This window comes from uncultured Nisaea sp. (genome assembly GCF_963974195.1).
Lineage (GTDB): Bacteria > Pseudomonadota > Alphaproteobacteria > Thalassobaculales > Thalassobaculaceae > Nisaea.
Genome location: NZ_CAXBDC010000087.1, coordinates 1 through 19,945, shown reverse-complemented (window position 1 = coordinate 19,945; position 19,945 = coordinate 1). Strand labels below are relative to the sequence as shown.

18 protein-coding genes, 2 tRNA genes and 1 pseudogene are annotated in these 19,945 nt (G+C 57.6%); 12 read left to right on the top strand and 9 right to left on the bottom strand.

Annotated elements, in window-relative coordinates; all coding sequences use genetic code 11:
- The 3 genes and pseudogenes from AAC126_RS16950 to AAC126_RS16940 all read left to right on the top strand — a co-directional run.
- Positions 1-563: pseudogene (locus tag AAC126_RS16950) on the top strand (ABC transporter ATP-binding protein); the annotation flags it as partial.
- Positions 564-581: 18 nt separating this feature from the next.
- Positions 582-1,133 carry a rhodanese-like domain-containing protein gene (locus tag AAC126_RS16945; protein ID WP_339855444.1) on the top strand — a complete coding sequence of 184 codons (552 nt, stop codon included), beginning with the start codon at positions 582-584 and terminating at the stop codon, positions 1,131-1,133.
- A gap of 23 nt (positions 1,134-1,156) precedes the next feature.
- Positions 1,157-2,119: a rhodanese-like domain-containing protein gene (locus AAC126_RS16940; RefSeq protein ID WP_339855442.1), complete on the top strand. Its 963-nt coding sequence runs from the start codon at positions 1,157-1,159 to the stop codon at positions 2,117-2,119.
- Positions 2,120-2,150: 31 nt separating this feature from the next.
- On the opposite strand, the gene metC is transcribed toward AAC126_RS16940, so the two are convergent.
- The gene (metC, locus tag AAC126_RS16935) at positions 2,151-3,335 is read right to left on the bottom strand and encodes a cystathionine beta-lyase (RefSeq protein ID WP_339855440.1); all 1,185 of its coding nucleotides are present in this window, start codon (positions 3,333-3,335) and stop codon (positions 2,151-2,153) included.
- 379 nt (positions 3,336-3,714) lie between these two features.
- Here metC and AAC126_RS16930 point away from each other — a divergent pair, with 379 nt between their 5' ends.
- From AAC126_RS16930 to AAC126_RS16915, 4 genes are all read left to right on the top strand, one after another.
- Complete coding sequence (locus AAC126_RS16930; protein ID WP_339855438.1) at positions 3,715-4,758, top strand: amino acid ABC transporter substrate-binding protein; 1,044 nt, start codon at positions 3,715-3,717, stop codon at positions 4,756-4,758.
- 250 nt (positions 4,759-5,008) lie between these two features.
- A complete protein-coding gene (locus AAC126_RS16925) occupies positions 5,009-6,043 on the top strand; it encodes an ABC transporter permease subunit (protein ID WP_339855436.1) in 1,035 nt (344 codons plus the stop codon).
- Positions 6,044-6,046: 3 nt separating this feature from the next.
- Positions 6,047-7,402: an amino acid ABC transporter permease gene (locus AAC126_RS16920; RefSeq protein WP_339855434.1), complete on the top strand. Its 1,356-nt coding sequence runs from the start codon at positions 6,047-6,049 to the stop codon at positions 7,400-7,402.
- Positions 7,403-7,458: 56 nt separating this feature from the next.
- On the top strand, positions 7,459-8,244 hold the full coding sequence (locus AAC126_RS16915) for an amino acid ABC transporter ATP-binding protein (protein WP_339855446.1): 786 nt from the start codon (positions 7,459-7,461) through the stop codon (positions 8,242-8,244).
- Between the two features lie 137 nt (positions 8,245-8,381).
- Here AAC126_RS16915 and AAC126_RS16910 read toward each other — a convergent pair whose 3' ends face one another.
- The 4 genes from AAC126_RS16910 to AAC126_RS16895 form a co-directional block, all read right to left on the bottom strand.
- Positions 8,382-9,458 carry a GNAT family acetyltransferase gene (locus AAC126_RS16910; protein ID WP_339855432.1) on the bottom strand — a complete coding sequence of 359 codons (1,077 nt, stop codon included), beginning with the start codon at positions 9,456-9,458 and terminating at the stop codon, positions 8,382-8,384.
- An 11-nt stretch (positions 9,459-9,469) separates the two neighbouring features.
- Complete coding sequence (gene sseA / locus AAC126_RS16905; RefSeq protein ID WP_339855430.1) at positions 9,470-10,324, bottom strand: 3-mercaptopyruvate sulfurtransferase; 855 nt, start codon at positions 10,322-10,324, stop codon at positions 9,470-9,472.
- A gap of 23 nt (positions 10,325-10,347) precedes the next feature.
- Positions 10,348-11,349, bottom strand: a complete 1,002-nt coding sequence (locus AAC126_RS16900) for a cysteine synthase A (RefSeq protein ID WP_339855428.1) — start codon at positions 11,347-11,349, stop codon at positions 10,348-10,350.
- A gap of 106 nt (positions 11,350-11,455) precedes the next feature.
- The gene (locus AAC126_RS16895) at positions 11,456-12,025 is read right to left on the bottom strand and encodes a GNAT family N-acetyltransferase (protein WP_339855427.1); all 570 of its coding nucleotides are present in this window, start codon (positions 12,023-12,025) and stop codon (positions 11,456-11,458) included.
- Between the two features lie 163 nt (positions 12,026-12,188).
- Here AAC126_RS16895 and AAC126_RS16890 point away from each other — a divergent pair, with 163 nt between their 5' ends.
- Positions 12,189-12,707 (top strand): histidine phosphatase family protein, encoded by a 519-nt coding sequence (locus tag AAC126_RS16890; protein ID WP_339855425.1) that lies wholly within the window; start codon positions 12,189-12,191, stop codon positions 12,705-12,707.
- Positions 12,704-14,296, top strand: a complete 1,593-nt coding sequence (locus tag AAC126_RS16885; RefSeq protein ID WP_339855423.1) for a CYTH and CHAD domain-containing protein — start codon at positions 12,704-12,706, stop codon at positions 14,294-14,296. The genes AAC126_RS16890 and AAC126_RS16885 overlap by 4 nt, the downstream gene beginning before the upstream one ends.
- Here the strand turns inward: AAC126_RS16885 and AAC126_RS16880 are convergent.
- The 4 genes from AAC126_RS16880 to AAC126_RS16865 all read right to left on the bottom strand — a co-directional run bounded on the left by AAC126_RS16880 (position 14,285) and on the right by AAC126_RS16865 (position 17,022).
- The gene (locus AAC126_RS16880) at positions 14,285-15,385 is read right to left on the bottom strand and encodes a CaiB/BaiF CoA-transferase family protein (RefSeq protein WP_339855420.1); all 1,101 of its coding nucleotides are present in this window, start codon (positions 15,383-15,385) and stop codon (positions 14,285-14,287) included. The two genes, AAC126_RS16885 and AAC126_RS16880, sit on opposite strands and share 12 nt — an antisense overlap.
- Before the next feature lie 125 nt (positions 15,386-15,510).
- Positions 15,511-15,585, bottom strand: a tRNA-Asn gene (locus AAC126_RS16875).
- A gap of 200 nt (positions 15,586-15,785) precedes the next feature.
- Positions 15,786-15,859 (bottom strand) — tRNA-Cys (locus tag AAC126_RS16870).
- 86 nt (positions 15,860-15,945) lie between these two features.
- Positions 15,946-17,022, bottom strand: coding sequence for a tartrate dehydrogenase (locus AAC126_RS16865; RefSeq protein ID WP_339855418.1), 1,077 nt, complete (start codon positions 17,020-17,022; stop codon positions 15,946-15,948).
- 137 nt (positions 17,023-17,159) lie between these two features.
- On the opposite strand from AAC126_RS16865, the gene AAC126_RS16860 reads away from it, so the two are divergent.
- The 3 genes from AAC126_RS16860 to AAC126_RS16850 all read left to right on the top strand — a co-directional run.
- Complete coding sequence (locus AAC126_RS16860) at positions 17,160-17,819, top strand: protein-L-isoaspartate O-methyltransferase (protein WP_339855416.1); 660 nt, start codon at positions 17,160-17,162, stop codon at positions 17,817-17,819.
- Positions 17,820-17,859: 40 nt separating this feature from the next.
- Positions 17,860-19,257: a TolC family outer membrane protein gene (locus tag AAC126_RS16855; protein WP_339855414.1), complete on the top strand. Its 1,398-nt coding sequence runs from the start codon at positions 17,860-17,862 to the stop codon at positions 19,255-19,257.
- A gap of 94 nt (positions 19,258-19,351) precedes the next feature.
- Positions 19,352-19,945, top strand: a 594-nt coding sequence (locus tag AAC126_RS16850) for a DUF2497 domain-containing protein (protein ID WP_339855412.1), incomplete at its 3' end; no start/stop codon positions are given.

Below are 19,945 nucleotides of genomic sequence, written 5' to 3'. Positions count from 1 at the left end.
TGATCACCTATGACAGCCCGCACGTATTGATCCTCGACGAGCCGACCAACCATCTCGATATCGATGCTCGTGACGCGCTGGTTCAAGCGATGAACGATTATACCGGCGCGGTTATTCTGATCAGCCATGACAGGCGCTTGCTTGAACTGACAGTCGACCGGCTCTGGCTCGTCTCGAGCGGGACCGTGAAACCCTATGACGGCGACCTCGACGGGTATCGCGACTGGCTGCGTCAGGAAGAGCGTGCCGCAGCCCGGTCCGAGAATGGCTCGGGCGGGGCGGAGAAGAAAAACGACCGCAAACAGGCCCGCAAGGACGCGGCTGATCGGCGCAAGCAAACCGCGGATCTCCGCAAGCGAGCCCGCGAGCTGGAAAAAAACATCGAGAAACTGAACCAGCGTAAAGCCAAACTCGAAGCACAGCTCGCTGATCCAAAGCTGTATGAAGGACCGACATCGGACATGAAGGCGCTGATCCTGAAGAAAGAAGCAGTGAATCAGGAGCTGGAAGTTACGGAAGCGGAGTGGCTGGAAGCAGAAGCGGCTCTGGAAGAAACAAAATAAAGCGGGAGGAGGGCAGCCATGCCCCGGACGATCACTGCGCGCGAACTTCACGATGCGCTTTACGGAACCGGTGAAATTGCTCTCATTGATGTAAGGCCGGAAGCGGTATTTGGTGCGAACCATATCCTTCTCGCCGCGAACATTCCGCTTGGTCATCTTGAACTGCGCATGGCGGACCTTGTCCCCCGGCCCTCTGTCTCCGTTGTTCTGTGCGATGGCGGGGAGGGGCTGGCGGAGCTCGCGGCTCAACGCCTGGCGGGCCTTGGCTATACGGACATCTCTATCCTCGAGGGCGGTGTGAATGCCTGGGGCGCGGCCGGTCTTGAGCTTTTCAGCGGACTCTATGTGCCGAGCAAGGCTTTCGGCGAATATGTCGAGCATGAATATGAAACCCCGTCGGTTTCCGCCGAGGAACTGCACCGGATGATGGAGCAGGGGGAAAATATGGTGGTGCTGGACTCGCGGCCGATGGGCGAGTTCACCATGATGAACATCCCGACGGGAATCGACATGCCCGGTGCCGAACTTGCGCCGGCCGGACCCGCAGCATTATCGGCGCCCAGTCCCTGATCAATGCGGGTGTTCCGAACAAGGTGGTCGCGTTGCGCAACGGCACCATGGGATGGCATCTGGCGGGGTATCAGCTTGAGCACGGAAACGTGCGCCCGCCGCCGCCAGTCAGCCCCGAGGGAGGGGATCTTGCGCGCCAGAGATCGCGGTCAGCGGCTGACCGTTTCGGTGTGCGCCGTGTCGATGCCAAAACTTTGGCGGGCTGGCGCTCGGAAGCCGCGGAGCGCACGCTCTATGTGCTTGATGTCCGGACAATCGAAGAATTCGAAGCGGGGCACATCGCAGGGTCACGTCATGCTCCCGGCGGGCAGCTCGTGCAGTCGACAGACTCCTATATGGGAACCCACAGGGCGCGGGTGGTTCTGGTCGATCCGGAATTCGTCCGGGCGGAAATGTCCGCGAGCTGGCTTCGGCAACTCGGCTGGGAAGAGGTGTACGTCCTCGATAGCGGGTTTGATGGCCAGACGCTGGAGGAAGGCGCACGCACCCCTGTTCTTCTTGGGGATTTGCCCGCTGTTGATCTGGTCTCTCCTGTGGAGGCGAAGCGGAATGTCGATGCAGGCGCCTGTTTCGTTGATCTGACCCGGAGTCTCGACCATCGGGACAATCATCCGGAAGGAGCCCAGTGGGGCAAGAGGGAGACGCTTGAAAGCGATCTGAAGGCTATTGCTTGCTCTGAGGCCGTTTTGACTGCGGCTGACCATCGGCTGGCAGTCATGGCCGCTGGCGATCTGGCAGAATCGGGCATTCGCTGCACTGTGATCGATGGCGGAAGCCGGGCCTGGGAAATGGCCGGCTTTCCAATGGCGGCCGGTATGGGCGCGCCATTGGCTGCTTTGGATGATGTCTTTATGCGCCCCTATGACAAGGACGCAGGCAAAGCGGAGATGGAGCGGCGGATGAACGCCTATCTCAGCTGGGAAGTCGGGTTGGTCGAGCAGATCGGACGCGCCGGCGGCATCAGTTTCCAGTCCTATCGGAGCTGAGCACGCCGGCTTCCGCTATGGCCTGGTCTCGCTATGCAAGCGCGTTCATGCGTTCAAAACCGGTCTCAAGGTCCGCTATGAGATCGGCTTCGTCCTCCAGCCCCGCATGGATACGCAGAAGCTGTCCCGGATGATCCCACTGTGTGGCGGTACGTGCCGCAGCGGGATCTCCGGGAAGAATGAGGCTTTCATAGCCGCCCCAGCTCGCGCCCATGCCGTAGAATTCAAGCCCATCCAGAAAAGCGGCGAGCGCCGTTTTTGATACTGGATTGAGAACAAAAGAAAAAAGCCCGCTGGAGCCGCTAAAGTCCCGTTTCCAGAAATCGTGCCCCGGACAGGAAGGTAAGGCTGGATGCAACACGCGCTCGACTTCGGGCCTGTCCTGTAACCATCTGGCCAGCACCAGGGCTGTTTTCTCGTTCTGTGCGAGCCGCACGGCCATTGTTCTGAGCCCGCGTTGCGCCAGATACAGATCGTCCGGGCCGGAACAGTTGCCCTGCATATAAACCATGTCGCGGACTGCACCAGCATGGGCGCTCCGGCTGGCGATGGTGCCCATCATGATGTCGGAATGGCCGCAGATATATTTCGTCACCGCCTCGACAACGATGTCGACACCATGCTCCAGAGCGTTGAAATAGAGCGCTGTCGCCCAGGTGTTGTCCATGATGACGGTCGCATCGTGCTGATGCGCGATGGCTGCAAGCCTGGGGATATCAGAAACCTCGAAAGTCATGGTTCCGGGGGATTCCAGATAGACCACCCTGGTTTCCGGCCGGATATTCTCTGCAAGCTGCTCCGGTTTCATTGGGTCGAAATAGCTTGAAGAGACCCCGAACCGCTTGAGAAATCCTTCCGCGAACTTCCGTGTCGGGAAATAAACGTTGTCGGCCAACAGGATATGATCGCCGGCAGAGACCTGGCTGAGGATGGCGCAGCAGAGAGCGGCGAGACCGGAAGAAACCGCGATGGCATCGTCGGCGCCGTATAAGGCTGCGACGGCTTCCTCGAGGGAGCGGCTGGTCGGCGTTCCGCGGCGCCCGTAGCGGTACCCATCGAATTCCGGTTTCCGGGATGCTTCGAGTTCCGCGAGGCTCGGTTTGAGAATCGTGGAGGCATGGTAAACCGGCGGATTGATGATCCCATGGTTGTGGTGCGGATCTCGTCCCGCGTGAGCGACGAGGGTGCGCATTTTGGTTTTTGTGCCGGTTTTCATGCGATCTCCGAAATTATAAAGGGGTATCGAGAAGATTCTGTATTTGAGATTTTATTGTCAAAAAAGCACGGATGTCCGCCGAAAATACGCGAGGGTTGCAGTGACGGCATGGATATTCCTGACCGGCCGGTTCTTCTCGCACTTGCAAAACACCGCAACGGCGTGTTGGAATTACCTCTACTGTCATGAAGTCTGGCTCCAAGGTCATCCGTGTTTCGTTCAAGTCGAACGAGCAGAGGAAAGAAAAAGCCGAGTAGTCGGAGTACATGACAGTGAACAACGACCGGGATCCACGGGGGCGATCCTAAGTCTTAGTCAGGGGTATGCAGACCGGGACAACCGGCCGTCGTTAACCGAAACATAACAGGGTGGGTTTAGGATGAAGAAACTGAGTCTTTTGGGCCTTGGCCTCGGCATGATGGCCAGCCTAGGCTTCACAGCCGAAATGGCGTCCGCGCAAAGCACGCTGGACATCGTGAAGCAACGGGGACATCTGCGGTGCCAGGTCGGCACTCCGGCTCCGGGCTTCTATCAGCTTGATGAAAAGGGTGACTGGTATGGTAGCGACGTGGCCATTTGCCGCGCCGTTGCAGCCGCCATCTTTGACGATCCGAGCAAAGTGGAATTCCAGTCCGTGACCAGCGCGGTGCGTTTCACCGCCATGGCCAACGGTGAGTCCGACGTGCTGTCCCGCACGACGACCTGGACTCTGTTCCGTGACACGCAGCTCGGCCTCGATTTCACGGCCGTTAACTTCTATGACGGCCAGGGCTTCATGGTCGACAAGGACCTGGGCGTAAGCAGCGCGCTTGAGCTCAAGGGCGCGACCGTCTGCGTGCTGACCGGCACCACGACCGAACTGAACCTGACCGACTTCAGCCGCACCAACAATCTTGAGATCGAGCCGGTTGTCTTCGAAGATTCCAACGTCCGTGACGATACCTTCGCCAAGGGCGGCTGTGACGCGATCACCAACGACAAGTCCAGCCTGGCCTCCACCCGCGCGAAATTCCCGGATGCATCCAAGTATGTCGTGCTTCCGGAAACGATTTCCAAAGAGCCGCTCGGTCCGGTCGTTCGCCAGAACGATTCCCAGTGGATGGATATCGTGAAATGGACCGTCTTCGCCCTGATTCAGGCCGAGGAAATGGGCATCGACAGCACCAACATCATGGATATGGTCGCCAACCCGGCCTCTCCTGAAATGGCGCGTATGCTCGGTGTCGAAGGTGACCTGAACAAAGGCCTCGGCCTTGAGCCGGACTGGGTTGTCCGTATCATCAAACATATCGGCAACTACGGTGAAGTGTACGAAGAGTACATGGGCACCAAAGGTGAGTTCGCCATTGGTATCCCGCGTGACGGTAGCCCGAACGCACTGTGGACCAAGGGCGGTCTGATGTACTCCCCGCCGTTCCGGTAAGAAATCCAATGCAGCAGGCCCGGTCGAAACTCGACCGGGCCTCTGTTCTTTGGATCACTTAATCTTCGCGGAGATCGGCTATATGGCTGTCGTTGACAGAGGGGCGTCGGGACAGGGTTCATCGTTTTCGGAAATCGTAAACGACGAGCGTTACCGATCCATATTCTACCAAATAATCGTGTTTGCAGCCGTTATGTGGGTCGGCTGGTACTTGTTCTCAAACACGTCACAAAACCTCGAAGAACGGGGAATGAGCGCCGGTTTTGGCTTTCTGAATAGCACTGCCGGGTTCTCAATATCGTTTTCCATTATTCCTTACGAAGCCGGTGACAGCTACCTGTGGGTCTATCTGGTAGGCATCACCAATACGCTTTTGTTGTCGTTTCTTGCCATCGTGGCGACGACCCTGCTTGGGTTTTTCATCGGCATTCTGCGGCTTTCCAAAAACTGGATGGTTGCGCAGCTGGCGTCCTGGTACGTCGAAATCCTGCGAAATACGCCGCTTTTGCTGCAGATCCTGTTCTGGTATCTCGCTGTTTTCGCGATCCTGCCGAGGCCGAAGAACAGTCTCGATGTTCTCGGGCTTGAGGTTTTTCAGCTGAATAACAGAGGATTCTATTTCCCGGCACCAATTCCAGGCGATCTTTTCTGGCTGACCATGGTCACGCTTCTTGTTTCCGTGATCGTGGCCTATTGCATAGCGGTCTGGGCCAAGAAACGGCAAAATGCGACCGGCCAGAGATTCCCGGCTTTCTGGACCGCCGTGGGTATCATTGTCGGTGTTCCGCTTTTGATGTTCCTGGTGACGGGCTCTCCGCTGCAATGGGAAATTCCTGTTCTTAAGGGCTTCAATTTCTCTGGCGGATCATCCGTTCCTCCGGCTTTCCTCGCGGTTTTCATCGCTCTCGTGATCTATCACGCCTGCTTTATCGCAGAGATGGTGCGGGCCGGTATCCTGTCCGTCAGTCACGGTCAGACCGAGGCATCGTATTCCCTTGGGCTGAAGCCGGGACTTACGCTGCGGCTGGTGATCATCCCGCAGGCCATGCGGGCAATCGTTCCGCCGCTGATCAGTAACTGGATGAATGTGGTCAAGAATTCGTCCCTGGCAATTGCCGTGGGCTTTCCTGACCTCGTCGCGGTCTTCATGCAGACCTCGCTGAACCAGTCCGGCCATGCGATCGAGATCGTGGCCATGGTGATGTTCTTCTACATGACCGTGAGCCTGAGCATTTCCGCCGCGCTGAATTACTACAACAAGCTCGTTCAATTGAAGGAGCGGTGAGCCATGACAAATCTTGACGCATCGTCTTCGGAAGTTGTCTTCCAACCCAAACCCAGTCTGCCGCCGCCACCGAACACAGTTGGTGCCGTGGGCTGGATCCGGAAGAATCTGTTCAGCAGTCCGTTGAATGCTTTCCTGACCATCCTGTCGCTTTATGTGATTTGGGTGGTGGTTTCCAACACGTTCGAATGGGCGGTTGTTAACGCCGTCTGGGAAGCCAATTCACGTCGTGAATGTCTCGACAAGGTCGGACTTTCAGGAGCGTGCTGGGCCGGGGTCAGCCACTGGATGAAAAACTTCATCTATGGCCGGTATCCGGATGAGGAAATCTGGCGGGTCAACCTTGGCTTCGGCATTCTCATTCTCTGGATGCTGCCGTTCTGGCTTCCGCGGGTGACATCGAAGATCGCCATTGGCGCTTCGGCAATCCTGATCTCTCCTTTCCTTCTCGGTTATCTGTTTGCCGGGGGCGAAAAGGGGCTGTTCCTGCAGGTCATGGTCTCTGTTGCGGTCACGTCCTTCATTTTCAGCTGGGTGCACACCGTGCTGTGCATTGCCACGGGCAAGCCGCTCTGGACCTCTATCGTTATGGCCAGCGGGTTTTCCGCGAAACCGGAAGCGACACAAAAATACCCGGTATTCGCAGCCTTTCTGCTTGTGTTCATCGCGGCCTTTGCATGGCAATCAGGCTGGGACATCACCTCGCAATCAACCAATCTCTGGGGCGGTTTGTTTGTCACTCTGGTGATTTCCGGTATCGGGATCGCGGTCTCATTGCCTGCCGGTATCGTGCTGGCTCTGGGGCGCCGTTCGAAAATGCCGGTCATCCGGGTTTTCTGTGTGTCCTTTATCGAGCTGTTCCGGTCTGTTCCCCTGATCACCGTGCTTTTCATGGCGGTAACCATGGTGCCGCTGTTCCTGCCGGAGGCTATCAACCCGGTGAAGATCGTTCAGGCGATCATCGCGGTTTGTATTTTCTCCTCGGCCTATATGGCGGAAACAGTGCGTGGCGGCCTTCAGGCCATCCCAAAAGGGCAGTACGAAGCGGCGCAAGCCCTTGGTCTGAACTACTGGAAAATGATGACCCTGATTGTCATGCCGCAGGCACTTAAACTGATGATCCCGAACATTGTCGGCAGCTTCATCGGGCTTTTGAAGGACACCACGCTGGTTTCCATCGTCGGCCTCTATGATCTGCTGCTGATGCTGAAGGCCGTCAGTCAAAACCCGCAATGGAACGGTATTCACACAGAGCCGCTTGTCTTCGGCGCAGCGCTGTATTTCGTTCTCTGTTTCATCATGTCGAAATACAGCCAGCATCTTGAACGGACGCTGGGAGCAGGGCAGGTCCGGAGGTAATCCGGGCCAACCCATTCCTTTCCAGTGTATCGAGCCAAGGAGTTAATAATATGAGCATGGATGCTCAGGTCGAAACCAAACCAACGGTCAAGTCCACCAAGGGCGATGAAGTCGTCATTGAACTGGCTGGCGTTAATAAATGGTACGGAGAGTTTCACGTCCTGAAAGACGTAAACCTCTCGGTTCACCAGGGTGAGAAGATCGTTATCTGCGGCCCGTCCGGGTCCGGTAAATCGACGCTTATCCGTTGTATCAACCGTCTGGAAGAGCATCAGGGCGGCGATATCATCGTCAACGGAGTGACGCTCGACAACAACCTGAAGAACATCGACGCGATCCGCAGCGATGTTGGCATGGTGTTCCAGAGCTTCAATCTTTTCCCACATCTGACGGTGCTGGAAAATTGCACGCTGGCCCCGATCTGGGTGAAGCAGACGCCGAAGGCTCAAGCGGAAGAGCTGGCGATGGAATATCTCCATCGTGTGAAGATTCCGGAACAGGCCTCTAAATATCCGGGCCAGCTTTCCGGCGGTCAGCAGCAGCGTGTAGCTATCGCGCGCTCGCTCTGCATGAACCCGCAGATCATGCTGTTCGATGAGCCGACCTCGGCCCTCGATCCGGAGATGATTTCCGAGGTTCTGGACGTGATGGTCGAGCTCGCGGATTCCGGCATGACCATGCTGGTTGTGACCCACGAGATGGGCTTTGCCAAGCGGGTGGCGGATCGCGTGATCTTCATGGATTACGGCGAAATCGTCGAACAGAACACACCGGAAGAGTTCTTTACGAATCCGCGTTCTGATCGTACCAAGCTGTTCCTGAGCCAGATTCTGGCACACTAACAGACACTTTCTGGCCGATACGGTCTGGGAGGGGGGGACTAACGGGGGACCCTCCGGAAGGGCGCGCTGCGAGAGATCGCGCGCGCCCTTCGTTTTTCTGTATGAGGATCAGCCCTCGTTCATGAGAGTGATCATGTTCAGGATGGAGGGCTGTTTTCGCCCACAAGACGCAGTTTTCCCGCCGCTACCCGGTCCCGGAACAGACTGCTCTCTGCATGTCCGCGTTCATCGGGCTCTGCTGGCAGTGGCATGCCCGCAAGTCTTGGATCGGGCAGAACCTCGATCTCGCGCGCATAGGGGACGAACCCGGCCCGCTGGTAATTGCCGAGGGCACGAGGATGATCAAGATCGCAGGTATGGACCCAGACACGCTTTGTCGCGGGCTTCCATGCCAGATCAATCGCGGCGTTGATGAAATAGCGGCCAATGCCAAGCCCGATGAAATCGGGCAGCAAGCCAAAATAAGACAGCTCGACGTCCTGGCCATCCTCATTGCGCTCAAGTTCGCAAAAACCGGCGGGCTCACCATCTACCTGCAGCAGATAATATTCCGCACCAGGCCGGGAGAGGACTGCTGCCAGTGCCGTGTCATCCATGATCCTGCGTGAGACCCAGATCCAGTCACCGCCGACGCCGTTATAGAGGAAACGATAGAAGCGCACGCTTGGGGTCGCCATGGGCTCCAGCGTGACCCTTTTTCCAATCTTGGGTGGCCGTGCCGGCTCCCTATCGGGGCGTGCCAGCATTTCGAGATGTATAACCATCGTCTCGGTCTGTCCGGCTTGCCAATCGGGTGCCGGGCGGAATCGCTTAGCCATGACCAGACGGTCTTCCTCGTCATAGCCAAGACGTTCATAGAAGGCCTTTACCCTGGTATTTGTCGGCCGGATCATGAGTTGGGCTTTGCCAACGCCACGCTCTTTCAGCCATTCCTCGGCGGCGGACATGATCTCCCGGCCAAGCCCGCTTGTCTGGCGATCCGGGGCCACACCCACGTAATAATACCAGCCACGATGCCCGTCATGGCCGACCATGACCGTGGCGGCCAGACCGTTGGCGTCAAACCCGAGCAAAATTTCTGCGTTGTGACTGCGTTGGCAGAAGCGGATGTCCTCGTAAGGATCGTTGTGCGGCACGGTGAGCCCTGCCGCTTTCCAGAGAGCGATAACGGAATCGGTATCGCCGTCCGCAATCGGACGCACGTCTAAAGCCACGGTGTTCTTCCTCAGGATGTTTCGACTGGTGTATCGGGGTGACCGCCCCATTCACTCCAGGAACCGTCATAGACGGCGACATCCTCATTGCCGAGAAGATAGAGGCCAAGCGACAGGATACAGGCTGTTACCCCTGATCCGCAGGTGGTCGACACGGGCTGCGAGAGGTCTGCCCCGAGATTGTTTTCGTACAGGCTTTTCAGCGCGGCCGCCGGCAGCATCGTTTTGTCTGCGCTCAACAGGCTGGCGGACGGCATGCTCATGCTGCCTGGAATATGCCCGCTGCGCAGACCGGCACGCGGCTCCGGAGCCGTTCCGGCAAACCGGTCAGCGGCGCGTGCATCCAGTACGGCCCGTTTCCCGCTCGCGATATTGGCACGCAGTGCCTCAAGATCGGTGACAAGCTCCTTGCGGAAGGTCGCCGTGAATGTGGCAGGCGCATTCTGTTCCGCCCCGGATGTCAGGGGACGGGATTCCGCCGACCATTTCGGCAGACCGCCATTCAGAACGGCGACCTTGTTATGTCCATACAGACGGAACATCCACCAGACACGGGCCGCGCTGACCAAACCATAGGCGTCATAAACGACGACCATATCGTCGTTCGAGATGCCCATCGCCCCGGCTTTCGCCGCGAATGTCCCGGCGTCCGGGATCATGTGGGGCAGGGTGGCCGCCGGATCCTTCACATCGTCTATATCGAAGCGCACGGCGCCGGGGATATGCTTTTCGAGATATTCCGTATCCGCGTTCCGGTCGACACCCGGCAGATGATAGCTGGCATCGAGAATTTTGACCTTCGGATTGCCGATATTCTCGGCCAGCCAGGCCGTCTCGACGAGTGCGTCTGAGTTCTTGTATTCCATTGTTTTCCTCCCTCTCCGAGCTGTCAGGCCAGCCAGCCCGGTACAGGCAGCCCTTTTTCTTTCAGGAATTCCGGATTGAATATCTTGGTCTGATACCGGTGTCCCCAGTCGCACAGTACGGTCACGATGGTGTGGCCGGGGCCCATCTGTTTGGCGAGTTTCACCGCTCCGGCGACATTGATGCCGGTCGAGCCGCCCATGCAGAGGCCTTCTTCCATCAGCAGCTTGAAGATGACGTCGAGGGCTTCCTCGTCCGTGACCTGGAAGGGGGCATCGACGGTGATGCCTTCAAGATTTTTCGTGATCCGGCCCTGACCGATCCCCTCGGTGATGGAGCCGCCTTCGGATTTAAGCTCGCCATGGGCATAGTGATTGAAAATCGCCGAACCCATCGGGTCCGCGAGGCCAATGGTAACGTCCGGATTGCGCTCTTTAAGGGCCATGCTGACCCCGCCGATCGTGCCGCCACTGCCAACGGAGCAGATGAACCCGTCTACCTTGCCATCCGTCTGGTCCCAGATCTCGGGACCCGTGGTGGTGTAGTGGCCATGACGGTTGGCGACATTGTCGAACTGGTTGGCCCAGATCGCGCCGTTAGGCTCGCTCGCCGCGATTTCCTCGGCCAGGCGGCCGGAATAGCGCACGTAATTGTTCGGGTCCTTGTAGGGGGCTGCAGGAACCAGACGGAGATCCGCGCCGACAAGGCGCAGCATGTCCTTTTTCTCCTGGCTCTGGGTTTCCGGCATGACGATGACGGAGCGATACCCGAGTGCATTGCCGACGAGGGCAAGGCCAATTCCGGTGTTGCCGGCGGTGCCTTCGACGATCACGCCGCCCGGACGCAGTGCGCCGCGTTCTTCCGCATCACGGATAATCGCGAGGGCCGCACGGTCCTTGACCGATCCGCCCGGGTTGAGAAACTCGGCTTTGCCGAGAATGGTGCAGCCGGTTTCCTCCGACGCGCGCTTCAGTTTGATCAGCGGCGTATTGCCGATTGTGCCGACGAAGCCATCGCGAATTTGCATTCTTTTTCTCCGGTATTACGTGCGGGCCAACAGGCTCCGAACTTAGTGTTCGATTTGTTGGCTTACCAGTTTGTTTGCCCTCAATCAGGGCGAGACGGCGCGGATTTCACAGTTTCTGTTCCTGCATGGATCGGCGCAGGGCCGTTCCGGCGAGACGGTAGAGAATTTTCTCGCTCTTAAGCAACGGGCCGAGTTTTTCATAGAAGGCCGTTGCTTTCTCGTTCCATGGATCAGCCGTCCAGTCGATCTGCTCGACGCCGCATTCTTCCGCCTGGCGCACCAGCTCGGCCATCAGGGCGCCGCCGACACCGGATGTCCGGGCCCGCCTTGTCACGAAAAGATCCTGAATGAAAAAACTGCGCTGACAACTGGCGAGTGCGAAGACTTCAGTATAGGCGATGAAACCACGCAACCCGGCCGATGTTTCGGCGACAAGTACCTTCAGATTGCTTTCCCGCTCGAAAAGCTCCGTCGCCATTATGTGCGCCATATAGGAGCGCTGGTTGCGTGCCGGGAGACCATAAAATGCGAGAAGTTCCTGAGCGAGCAGTGCCAACCCCTCGACATCGTCCGACCTGAGGGGGCGGATATCGGCGGCTTTTCTGGAATCGGATACTGGGCCATCTGCTGCCGGATCAATGAGCGCGGCATGTCTGGGAGTGGTTTCGGCGCTCATAAACGGTTCCAAGAGACAAACAAGGTGCGGTATGGGACATCCGCTTCGTTTGACCTTGGCGGCAGAGGTCGGCGCTGTCAATTTAGCGCTCTGTAAAAGGGACCGAAGCGGGCATGAAACCGACCAACACAGGAAAATCGCCCCAGAGAACGGGAGCCACCCGGTGAGCAAAACCCTGTTGCTGCTACGCCATGCCAAGTCAAGCTGGAGCAGCCCGGCCGAGAGTGACTTCGAAAGGCCGCTGAACCAGCGCGGCGAACGGGCGGCGGTGGTTATCGGCATCATGATGAAGCAGGAGAAAATCGTCCCGGATCTGGTTCTCTGTTCATCCGCCCGGCGGACGCTACAGACCAGGGACGCTATCCGCCCCTATCTCCCCCGGAATTGCCCGGTTGAGGAAACCGCCCGGATCTATGAGGCAAACGTGGAGAACCTTTTCTCCGTTCTGTCAGGGCAACCCGAGACCATTCAAAAGCTCCTGCTTATCGGGCACAATCCGGGCCTGGAGCACTTGACCTTGTCCCTGTGTGGCGAGGCGGGAGGCGAAGGTTTGGCTCGGGTGCTGGAGAAATTTCCGACCGGCGCGATGGCGACCATCGAGCTTGCTATCGATAGTTGGCGTGACATCGCCCCCGGAAAGGGGCGGTTATGTCACTTCATCACTCCGAAGGAGCTTGTATGAGCAAGAAAACTGAGGCCCTGCCGACAGAATCGGAATTACGGCTCGCGCTTTCGGACAAATGGGTCAATCGGCTCAAGCGGTTACCGATACTGGTCAAATCCACGAGCGGACGCGCCAAGACGACGCATTTGAAATCGACGTATTTCGACACGCCGGACAAGGAGCTTGCTGCCGCCGGCATCAATTTGCGCATCCGGGAGATAGGCCGCCGGAAATTGCAAACTCTCAAGATCGGTAGCGGCTGGCAGGCCGGTATTACGGAGCGGATTGAGCTTGAAGGCTGGGTCAATGACAATCAACCGACGCTCGAGCTGATCCATGCGCCGGAGATACGTGATCTTCTTATCCGGAACGGGCTATGGGAGCGACTGCAGCCGGCTTTTGTTACGGACTTTCGAAGAAGTAGCCGGGTTGTAAGTTACAGCGGCCGGTTCGGGGATGCGCTCATCTCAGCCGACCTCGATATCGGTGAAATTCGTTCGGGGACACGAAAAGCGCCAATATGCGAACTGGAACTGGAGCTCAAGACAGGCACGCCGACCGCATTATTTGAACTGGCGCGTGCAATCAACGACGATGTGCCGGTGCGGATAGAATACCGCGGTAAGGCGATGAGGGCGGGGGAGTTGCAAGTTCCGCCCGAACCGAAGCCGACGAAAGGGCGGCGTCCGGCTTTAACTCAAGGCAGCCGGATTAATGAATCGGCTGTCGCAATTCTAAAGGCCTGTCAGACACAGATCGCCGCAAACGAATTTCCAATTCTTGAGAGCATGGCGCCCGAAGGGCCGCATCAGATGCGGGTGGCTGTACGCCGATTGAGGGCCGCGCTCGGGATGTTTCGGGCATTTGGCGATATGGAGCTGATCGACCGTGTCAGGGCAGAGGGGAAATGGCTTGCCGGCTCCCTTGGCGAGGCGCGCGAATGGGACGTTTATATTTCGGATCTGCATGATCCCGTCGAGTCGGCTCTGGGCGCGGATATACCCGCCTTGAAAGACCTTCGTGCGCTTGCTCAGGCCCGGCAGGAGGCTGGTTACAGGGATGCCCGTGCCGCCGTCGCATCATCCCGTTTCACGTCTTTTCAGCTCGAACTCGGTCTACTCATCGAGTCGCTCTCGCATGGGCGGGGAAAGACTGTCTTCGATCATCTTGCCCGGAGCGAGGAATTCGCGGCGACCAAACTGGAAAAGCGCTATCGCAAGGTTTGCAAGATGGGGCGGACAGCTCTTCTGGGCGACACGGCCGCGAAGCACGAACTCCGGCTGGAGATGAAAAAGATGCGTTATGCGGCCGAATTTTTCGCATCCCTGTTCGATCCTCGCAAAGCCAAGACCTTTTCCAAGTCCGCAGCCCGACTGCAGGACCTTCTGGGATATGCGAACGATTATGCGGTGTGCATCAGGCAGCTCGAATCTCTTGTCGTTCCGGCTACGGGAGCGGATGCCCCCGATCTGCTCAAAGCGTCGGGGATGATCATCGGCTGGCACGGTGCAGAAATGGCCCGTGCGGATCATGAAATAGACGATGCTTGGAACAGGTTCCTTGATGCCGGACGATTCTGGCCGAAGAAGAGCCGTTCAGCCACTTGATCGCGGGCTTTTAAGCTCGGAGAGAATGTCGGCGGTATGCTGGCCTCTGTATGGGCTTGGCGCTGGCGGTCCCGGTTTTTTGTTATCAAACCGTGGTGCCGCTGCTGCCTGCAAACGGCCGTCGCTATCCTGCCAGACGCCACGCGCGGCCATATGCGGATCGGTGCATGCTTCGTCCGGTGAGAGCACCGGGCCTACACAGGCATCGCTTCCATGGAACAGGGCCAGCCAGTACGCGCGCGGCTGGCTGGCGAACAGGGTTTCTAGCCGGGCAGCAAGATCAGGCCAAAGGCTTTCCTGGAATTGCTGTTCGAAGCGCGAATCGCCAGATAACTCAAGGCGCTCCAGAAATATCCGGTAGAATTTCGGCTCCAGGCATTGAACCGAGAGATACAGGCCATCGCCGCATCGATAGCTCCGGCTCCAGTGCGGCCCGTCCAGCAGGCTGTGGCCACGCCCCGTGCTGAAAGACCCTGATGCTCGAAGCGACATCAGCAAATTCATCATATGCGCGGAGCCATCGACGATTGCCGCATCGACCACACTGCCTTTGCCTGTCGTACGGGCATTCAGCAGGGCGGATAGCATGCCGATCACCAGATAGAGTGCACCGCCACCAATATCACCGACAAGGGTTGGCGGCGGGAAGGGAGGCGATTCGGCCGGGGATGCGTACCAGAGAGCGCCCGACAGGCCGATATAGTTCAGATCATGGCCGGCTTCCCGGGCTTTGGGGCCATCCTGTCCCCAGCCCGTCATTCGGCCATAGACAAGGCGCGGCTGCAGCGCGAGACATATGTCCGGACCAAGCCCCAGTCTTTCCATGACTCCAGGCCGGAAGCCTTCGATCAGTCCGTCAGCGGTTTTCAGCAATGCCTTCAGGGCAGCGACGTCGTCTTCCGCCTTGAGATCGAGGGCAATAGAGCGCTTTCCACGATCAAGCAGGTTGCTTTCGCCTTTGCCTGGCACATCGGCTGCTGTCTTGCGGTGCACTGTGATGACGTCCGCACCAAGATCGGCAAACAACATGGCTGCAAAGGGGGCGGGGCCAAGGGCTTCGATCTCGATAATTCGAATATCAGACAGCATTGGGTATCCAGCGGCTCGGACAGAGGGGGCATGGTCGCTGGAAATAGGCTTGGCGGCAATGATGGTGAGGTATGTGCGGGCGAATAAAAAAGCGGCCGAAACCGAAGTTTCGACCGCTTTTTGATTGGCTCCCCGGGACGGATTCGAACCGCCGGCCAAGCGATTAACAGTCGCTTGCTCTACCGCTGAGCTACCGGGGATCAGCGACCCGCCGGGAGTGTGTCCCGACGAGGTGGCGGTATATAGCAGCGCTTTTTGGCGAGTGCAAACCCGAAACGCGACAATCGGGCAATTTTCGTATGAGTATTTTGTGTGCCGTCACATCACGCTCGAAAACAGGCATAAAATGCCGCAAAAGCGCGCAAGCTACGGAGATCATACGCAAATTTTTGAAGGAAGTTGGAGGCCCGGGCCGGAATCGAACCGACGTACAAGGATTTGCAGTCCTCTGCATCACCACTCTGCCACCGGGCCAACAGGGCGCGATAGGTAACGGTCCGTTCCGCGCCCGTCAATGTCTTTTCATGCGGAAAAACACTATGTGAAACAAAAGGCCCGCATCACGTATTCCCTTTCGACAATTCGGCAAGCACTGCATCGGTCACCTGCCGGGTTGTCGCCGAGCCGCCAAGGTCACGCGGAAGCACCGAGCCATCCGCCGTAACCCGCTCGATTGCGGACATCAGCCGCGCCGCCGCGGCTGTTTCTCCCAGATGTTCAAGCAGCATGGCGCTGCTCCAGAATGTTCCGATTGGATTCGCCACACCCTTGCCGGTGATATCGAAGGCCGAGCCGTGAATGGGCTCGAACATGGAGGGCATATCCCGCTCCGGCCGAAGATTTCCTGTCGGTGCGATGCCGAGGGAGCCGGTCAAGGCTGCCGCGAGGTCGGACAGAACGTCCGCATGAAGGTTTGTGGCGACAATCGTATCCAGGCTTTTCGGATCGAGAACCATGCGCGTGGTCATGGCATCGACCAGCATCTTGTCTGTCTCGACATCCGGATAATCGAATTTGATTCGTTCAAACACGCTGTCCCAGAACACCATGCCGTGCCGCTGGGCATTGGACTTCGTGACGAGCGTCAGTTTTTTCCGGGGACGGGATCGCGCAAGCTCGAAGGCAAAACGCTGGATGCGTTCGACACCGGAGCGCGTGAATATGGATACGTCGAGGCCGACTTCCTCGGGCAGGCCAACATGGACCCGGCCTCCAGCACCGGCATATTCACCCTCGGAATTCTCCCGGACAATAACCCAGTCCAGATCGTCCGCCGTAACATCGGCAAGCGGCCCTTTTATGCCTGGAAGAAGGCGGGCAGGGCGGACATTGGCGTATTGATCAAGGGTCTGGCAGATCTTGAGTCTCAAGCCCCAGAGTGTGATGTGATCCGGAATGTCCGGGTCACCGGCCGAACCGAACAGGATCGCGTCAAAACGGCGCAGGGTATCGACCCCATCCTCCGGCATCATCTCGCCATGCTTTCGATAATAGTTGCCGCCCCAGGGGAAATGCTCGAAATCCAGCTTGAATCCGGCATTGCCGGACGCAAGGGCTTCGAGAACCTCAACACCGGCATCAATTACTTCCGGCCCAATGCCATCACCGGGGACGGCTGCAATTTTGTATTTTTTCATGGTAGTTATTGTTGCGGCCTGTAACTGGCCGTCCTCCCTGGGGTGTATCTGGATTGTGTTCAAAAGCCCCCCAAAGTATAACGTCCGCAAGGCCGTGCATCGGCCTGCCTTTTCACATGCTGGAGCACTGTCGCGAAATGACGGACTTCGCCACTGCACGCCACAACATGGTCGAGAGCCAGATCCGGACCAATAAGGTCACTGACCCGGCGATCATTGATGCTTTTGAAAGCGTTCCAAGGGAACTGTTCGTCCCCAACAACTTGATGGGCGTCGCCTATGTCGACGAGGACCTGAACCTTGGCAATGGCCGGATTCTGATGGAGCCGATGGTTTTCGCCCGGTTGCTTCAGGTCGCCTTGCCGGATGCCTCGGACGAGGTGCTGGATGTCGCCTGTGGCTGTGGTTATTCGACGGCAATCCTGTCACGCTTGGCCGGTACGGTTTACGGCATAGAGCAGGACGAGCAGTTTGTTGGCGGCGCCAATGAACGGCTAGGGGCCCTTGATGTCGACAATGCGGCAATTGTGGCGGGAGATCCGCTCGTCGGCTACATTAAGAAAGCACCCTATAGCCTTATTGTTATTGGCGGCGGGGTTGAGCGCATACCGGAATCGCTCATTGATCAACTTGCGGATGGCGGACGGCTGGTCACGGTACTATATGAGAACGGTGCGCGGCAGGGTAACGCCGTGCTCGTTGAGAAATTCGGGACGACGGTTTCCAAGCGGATAGTGTTCGATGCTTCCGTGCCGTTGCTTCCAGAATTCCGGAATGAGGCGAAGTTCGTTTTTTAGGTGCTCAAAATTTGCTTTTATTAAAGCGGAAAGATCTCGGATGACACGGGTGACTGGTATGAAAAAACTACATCGCACGGCCGCGATGCTGACAGTGTCAGCTTGCATTCTCGGCGTTTATGCTCCGCCAACTACTGCCGAAACTCTTTCAGAAGTTCTTGCCTATACCTATCGGACCAATCCGACATTGAATGCGGCCCGGGCAAACCTGCGCGTCGTCGATGAAGGCGTCCCGCGCGCCAAGGGCGGATGGCTGCCGACGGTCTCTTCGACATTGTCGGTCGGATATTACAACGCCGATGTCGATACCAACGTCTCGTCCAGTGATGGCAGCTCGACACCGAAGAGTGCCATTCTCAGCGTAACACAGCCGCTGTATCGCGGCGGGCGAACGGTAGCGGACGTCAATTCGGCCGAATACAGTGTGCAGCAAGAGCGCGCAAACATGTTCGATACGGAACAGAACACGCTGCTCAATGCGCTGACGGTTTATATGAATGTCATTCGGGATCAGTCGGTTCTCGAATTGCAGAAAAAGAACAGGGCGCGCCTTGAAACTCAACTCCAGGCCACCCGAGATCGTTTCGAAGTCGGTGAAGTAACGCGTACCGATGTGGCTCAGTCTGAAGCCAGAGTGGCGATTGCCGAAGCGGACCTGATCCAGGCTGAAGGAAATCTGATCAGCTCTCGAGTCGCTTACGAACGCATTGTCGGTACTGTTCCGTCAGAGCTGGAATCGCCAGACATCGATGCTTCCCTGCCTGAAAGCCGTGAAGAGGCAGTCGAGCAGTCGGTGATCAATAATTTTACCCTGATTGCAGCCAAGTTTGATGAGCTGCGCCTCAGCGAAACGGTTGATCTGGTTTTTGGTGAATTGTTACCGAGTGTGAATCTTGTCGGTTCGGCCGAATATGCCGAGGATAGCGGATTTAACGACGATAAAACCACCGAGCTAACCGTTACGGCCCAGGTCATCATTCCCATCTATCAGAAGGGACAGGTCTCCGCGCGTGTTCGGGCCGCAAAGGAAAACGCGAACAGATCAAGGATCGTTGTCGAGTCGATTCGCCGCGATACAGTCGACCTGGCTGCGCGGGCCTATGAGGCCTGGCAGACCTCGGTAGCGCAAATTTCGGCTCTTGAGGCCAGCGTTGATGCCGCTGAGATCGCGCTCGACGGTGTTGAGCAGGAAGCTGCCGTTGGCGCGCGTACCGTACTCAATGTTCTCGATGCGGAGCAGGAACTTCTCGATTCGCAGGTTAGCCTGGTCAGCGCAAACCGGGACGAAGTGGTGGCTGCGTATACACTTCTACTCGCGATGGGGAAACTTACGGCAGCGGATCTTGAGCTTGATGTCGAGTTCTATGATTACGACAAGCACTACCGTGACACCATTGATCGGGTATGGGGAACGGACGTGTCGGGGAAACTGCCCTGACCGTCCGGAACTACTGTCCGGACGACAGGCTGGCGTTTCATAAACTTGTAGGATACCCTTTAAGCCTCTTGATTCCTTGTGGGTTTGAGTCTGGATGAGTGATACGGCGCAAGAACCGTCGATGGAGGAAATCCTCGCCTCGATTAGGCGAATCATTTCCGAAGACGGTGAGGAGGGCGAGGAAGCCCCACCCCCCGAAGAAGCTGCCGAGCCAGAGCCGACTCCGGAACCGGAGCCCGAGCCTGAACCGGAGCTCGAAGCTGAGCCTGAACCGGAGCCCGAGCCTGAGCCTGAGCTAGAGCCGGATCCCGAACCGGAACCGGAAGAAGAGCCTGATTTCGAGGAAGAGGAAGACGTCCTCGACCTGACGGATATGGAGGAAGAACAGCCTGAACCGCTGTTCGAGGAACAAAAGTTCACGGAAGATGAGCCGGAGCCTGCTCCAGCACCGCCTCCGCCACCTCCACCACCGCCGTTGCAGCAGCCAGAACAAGCGCCGCCGCAATCGAGCGAGGGGCTGGTTTCTCCACCTCAGGCCGCCGAAACTGTCGATGCGTTCAGCCGCTTGAATGAAAAGCTGAACGAGGATTATCACGAGTTGCCGATCGGTAACGGGGCGATCACGCTTGAACGTCTGACGCGGGAATTGATGCGTCCTATGCTCAAGGAATGGCTGGATCAGCACCTG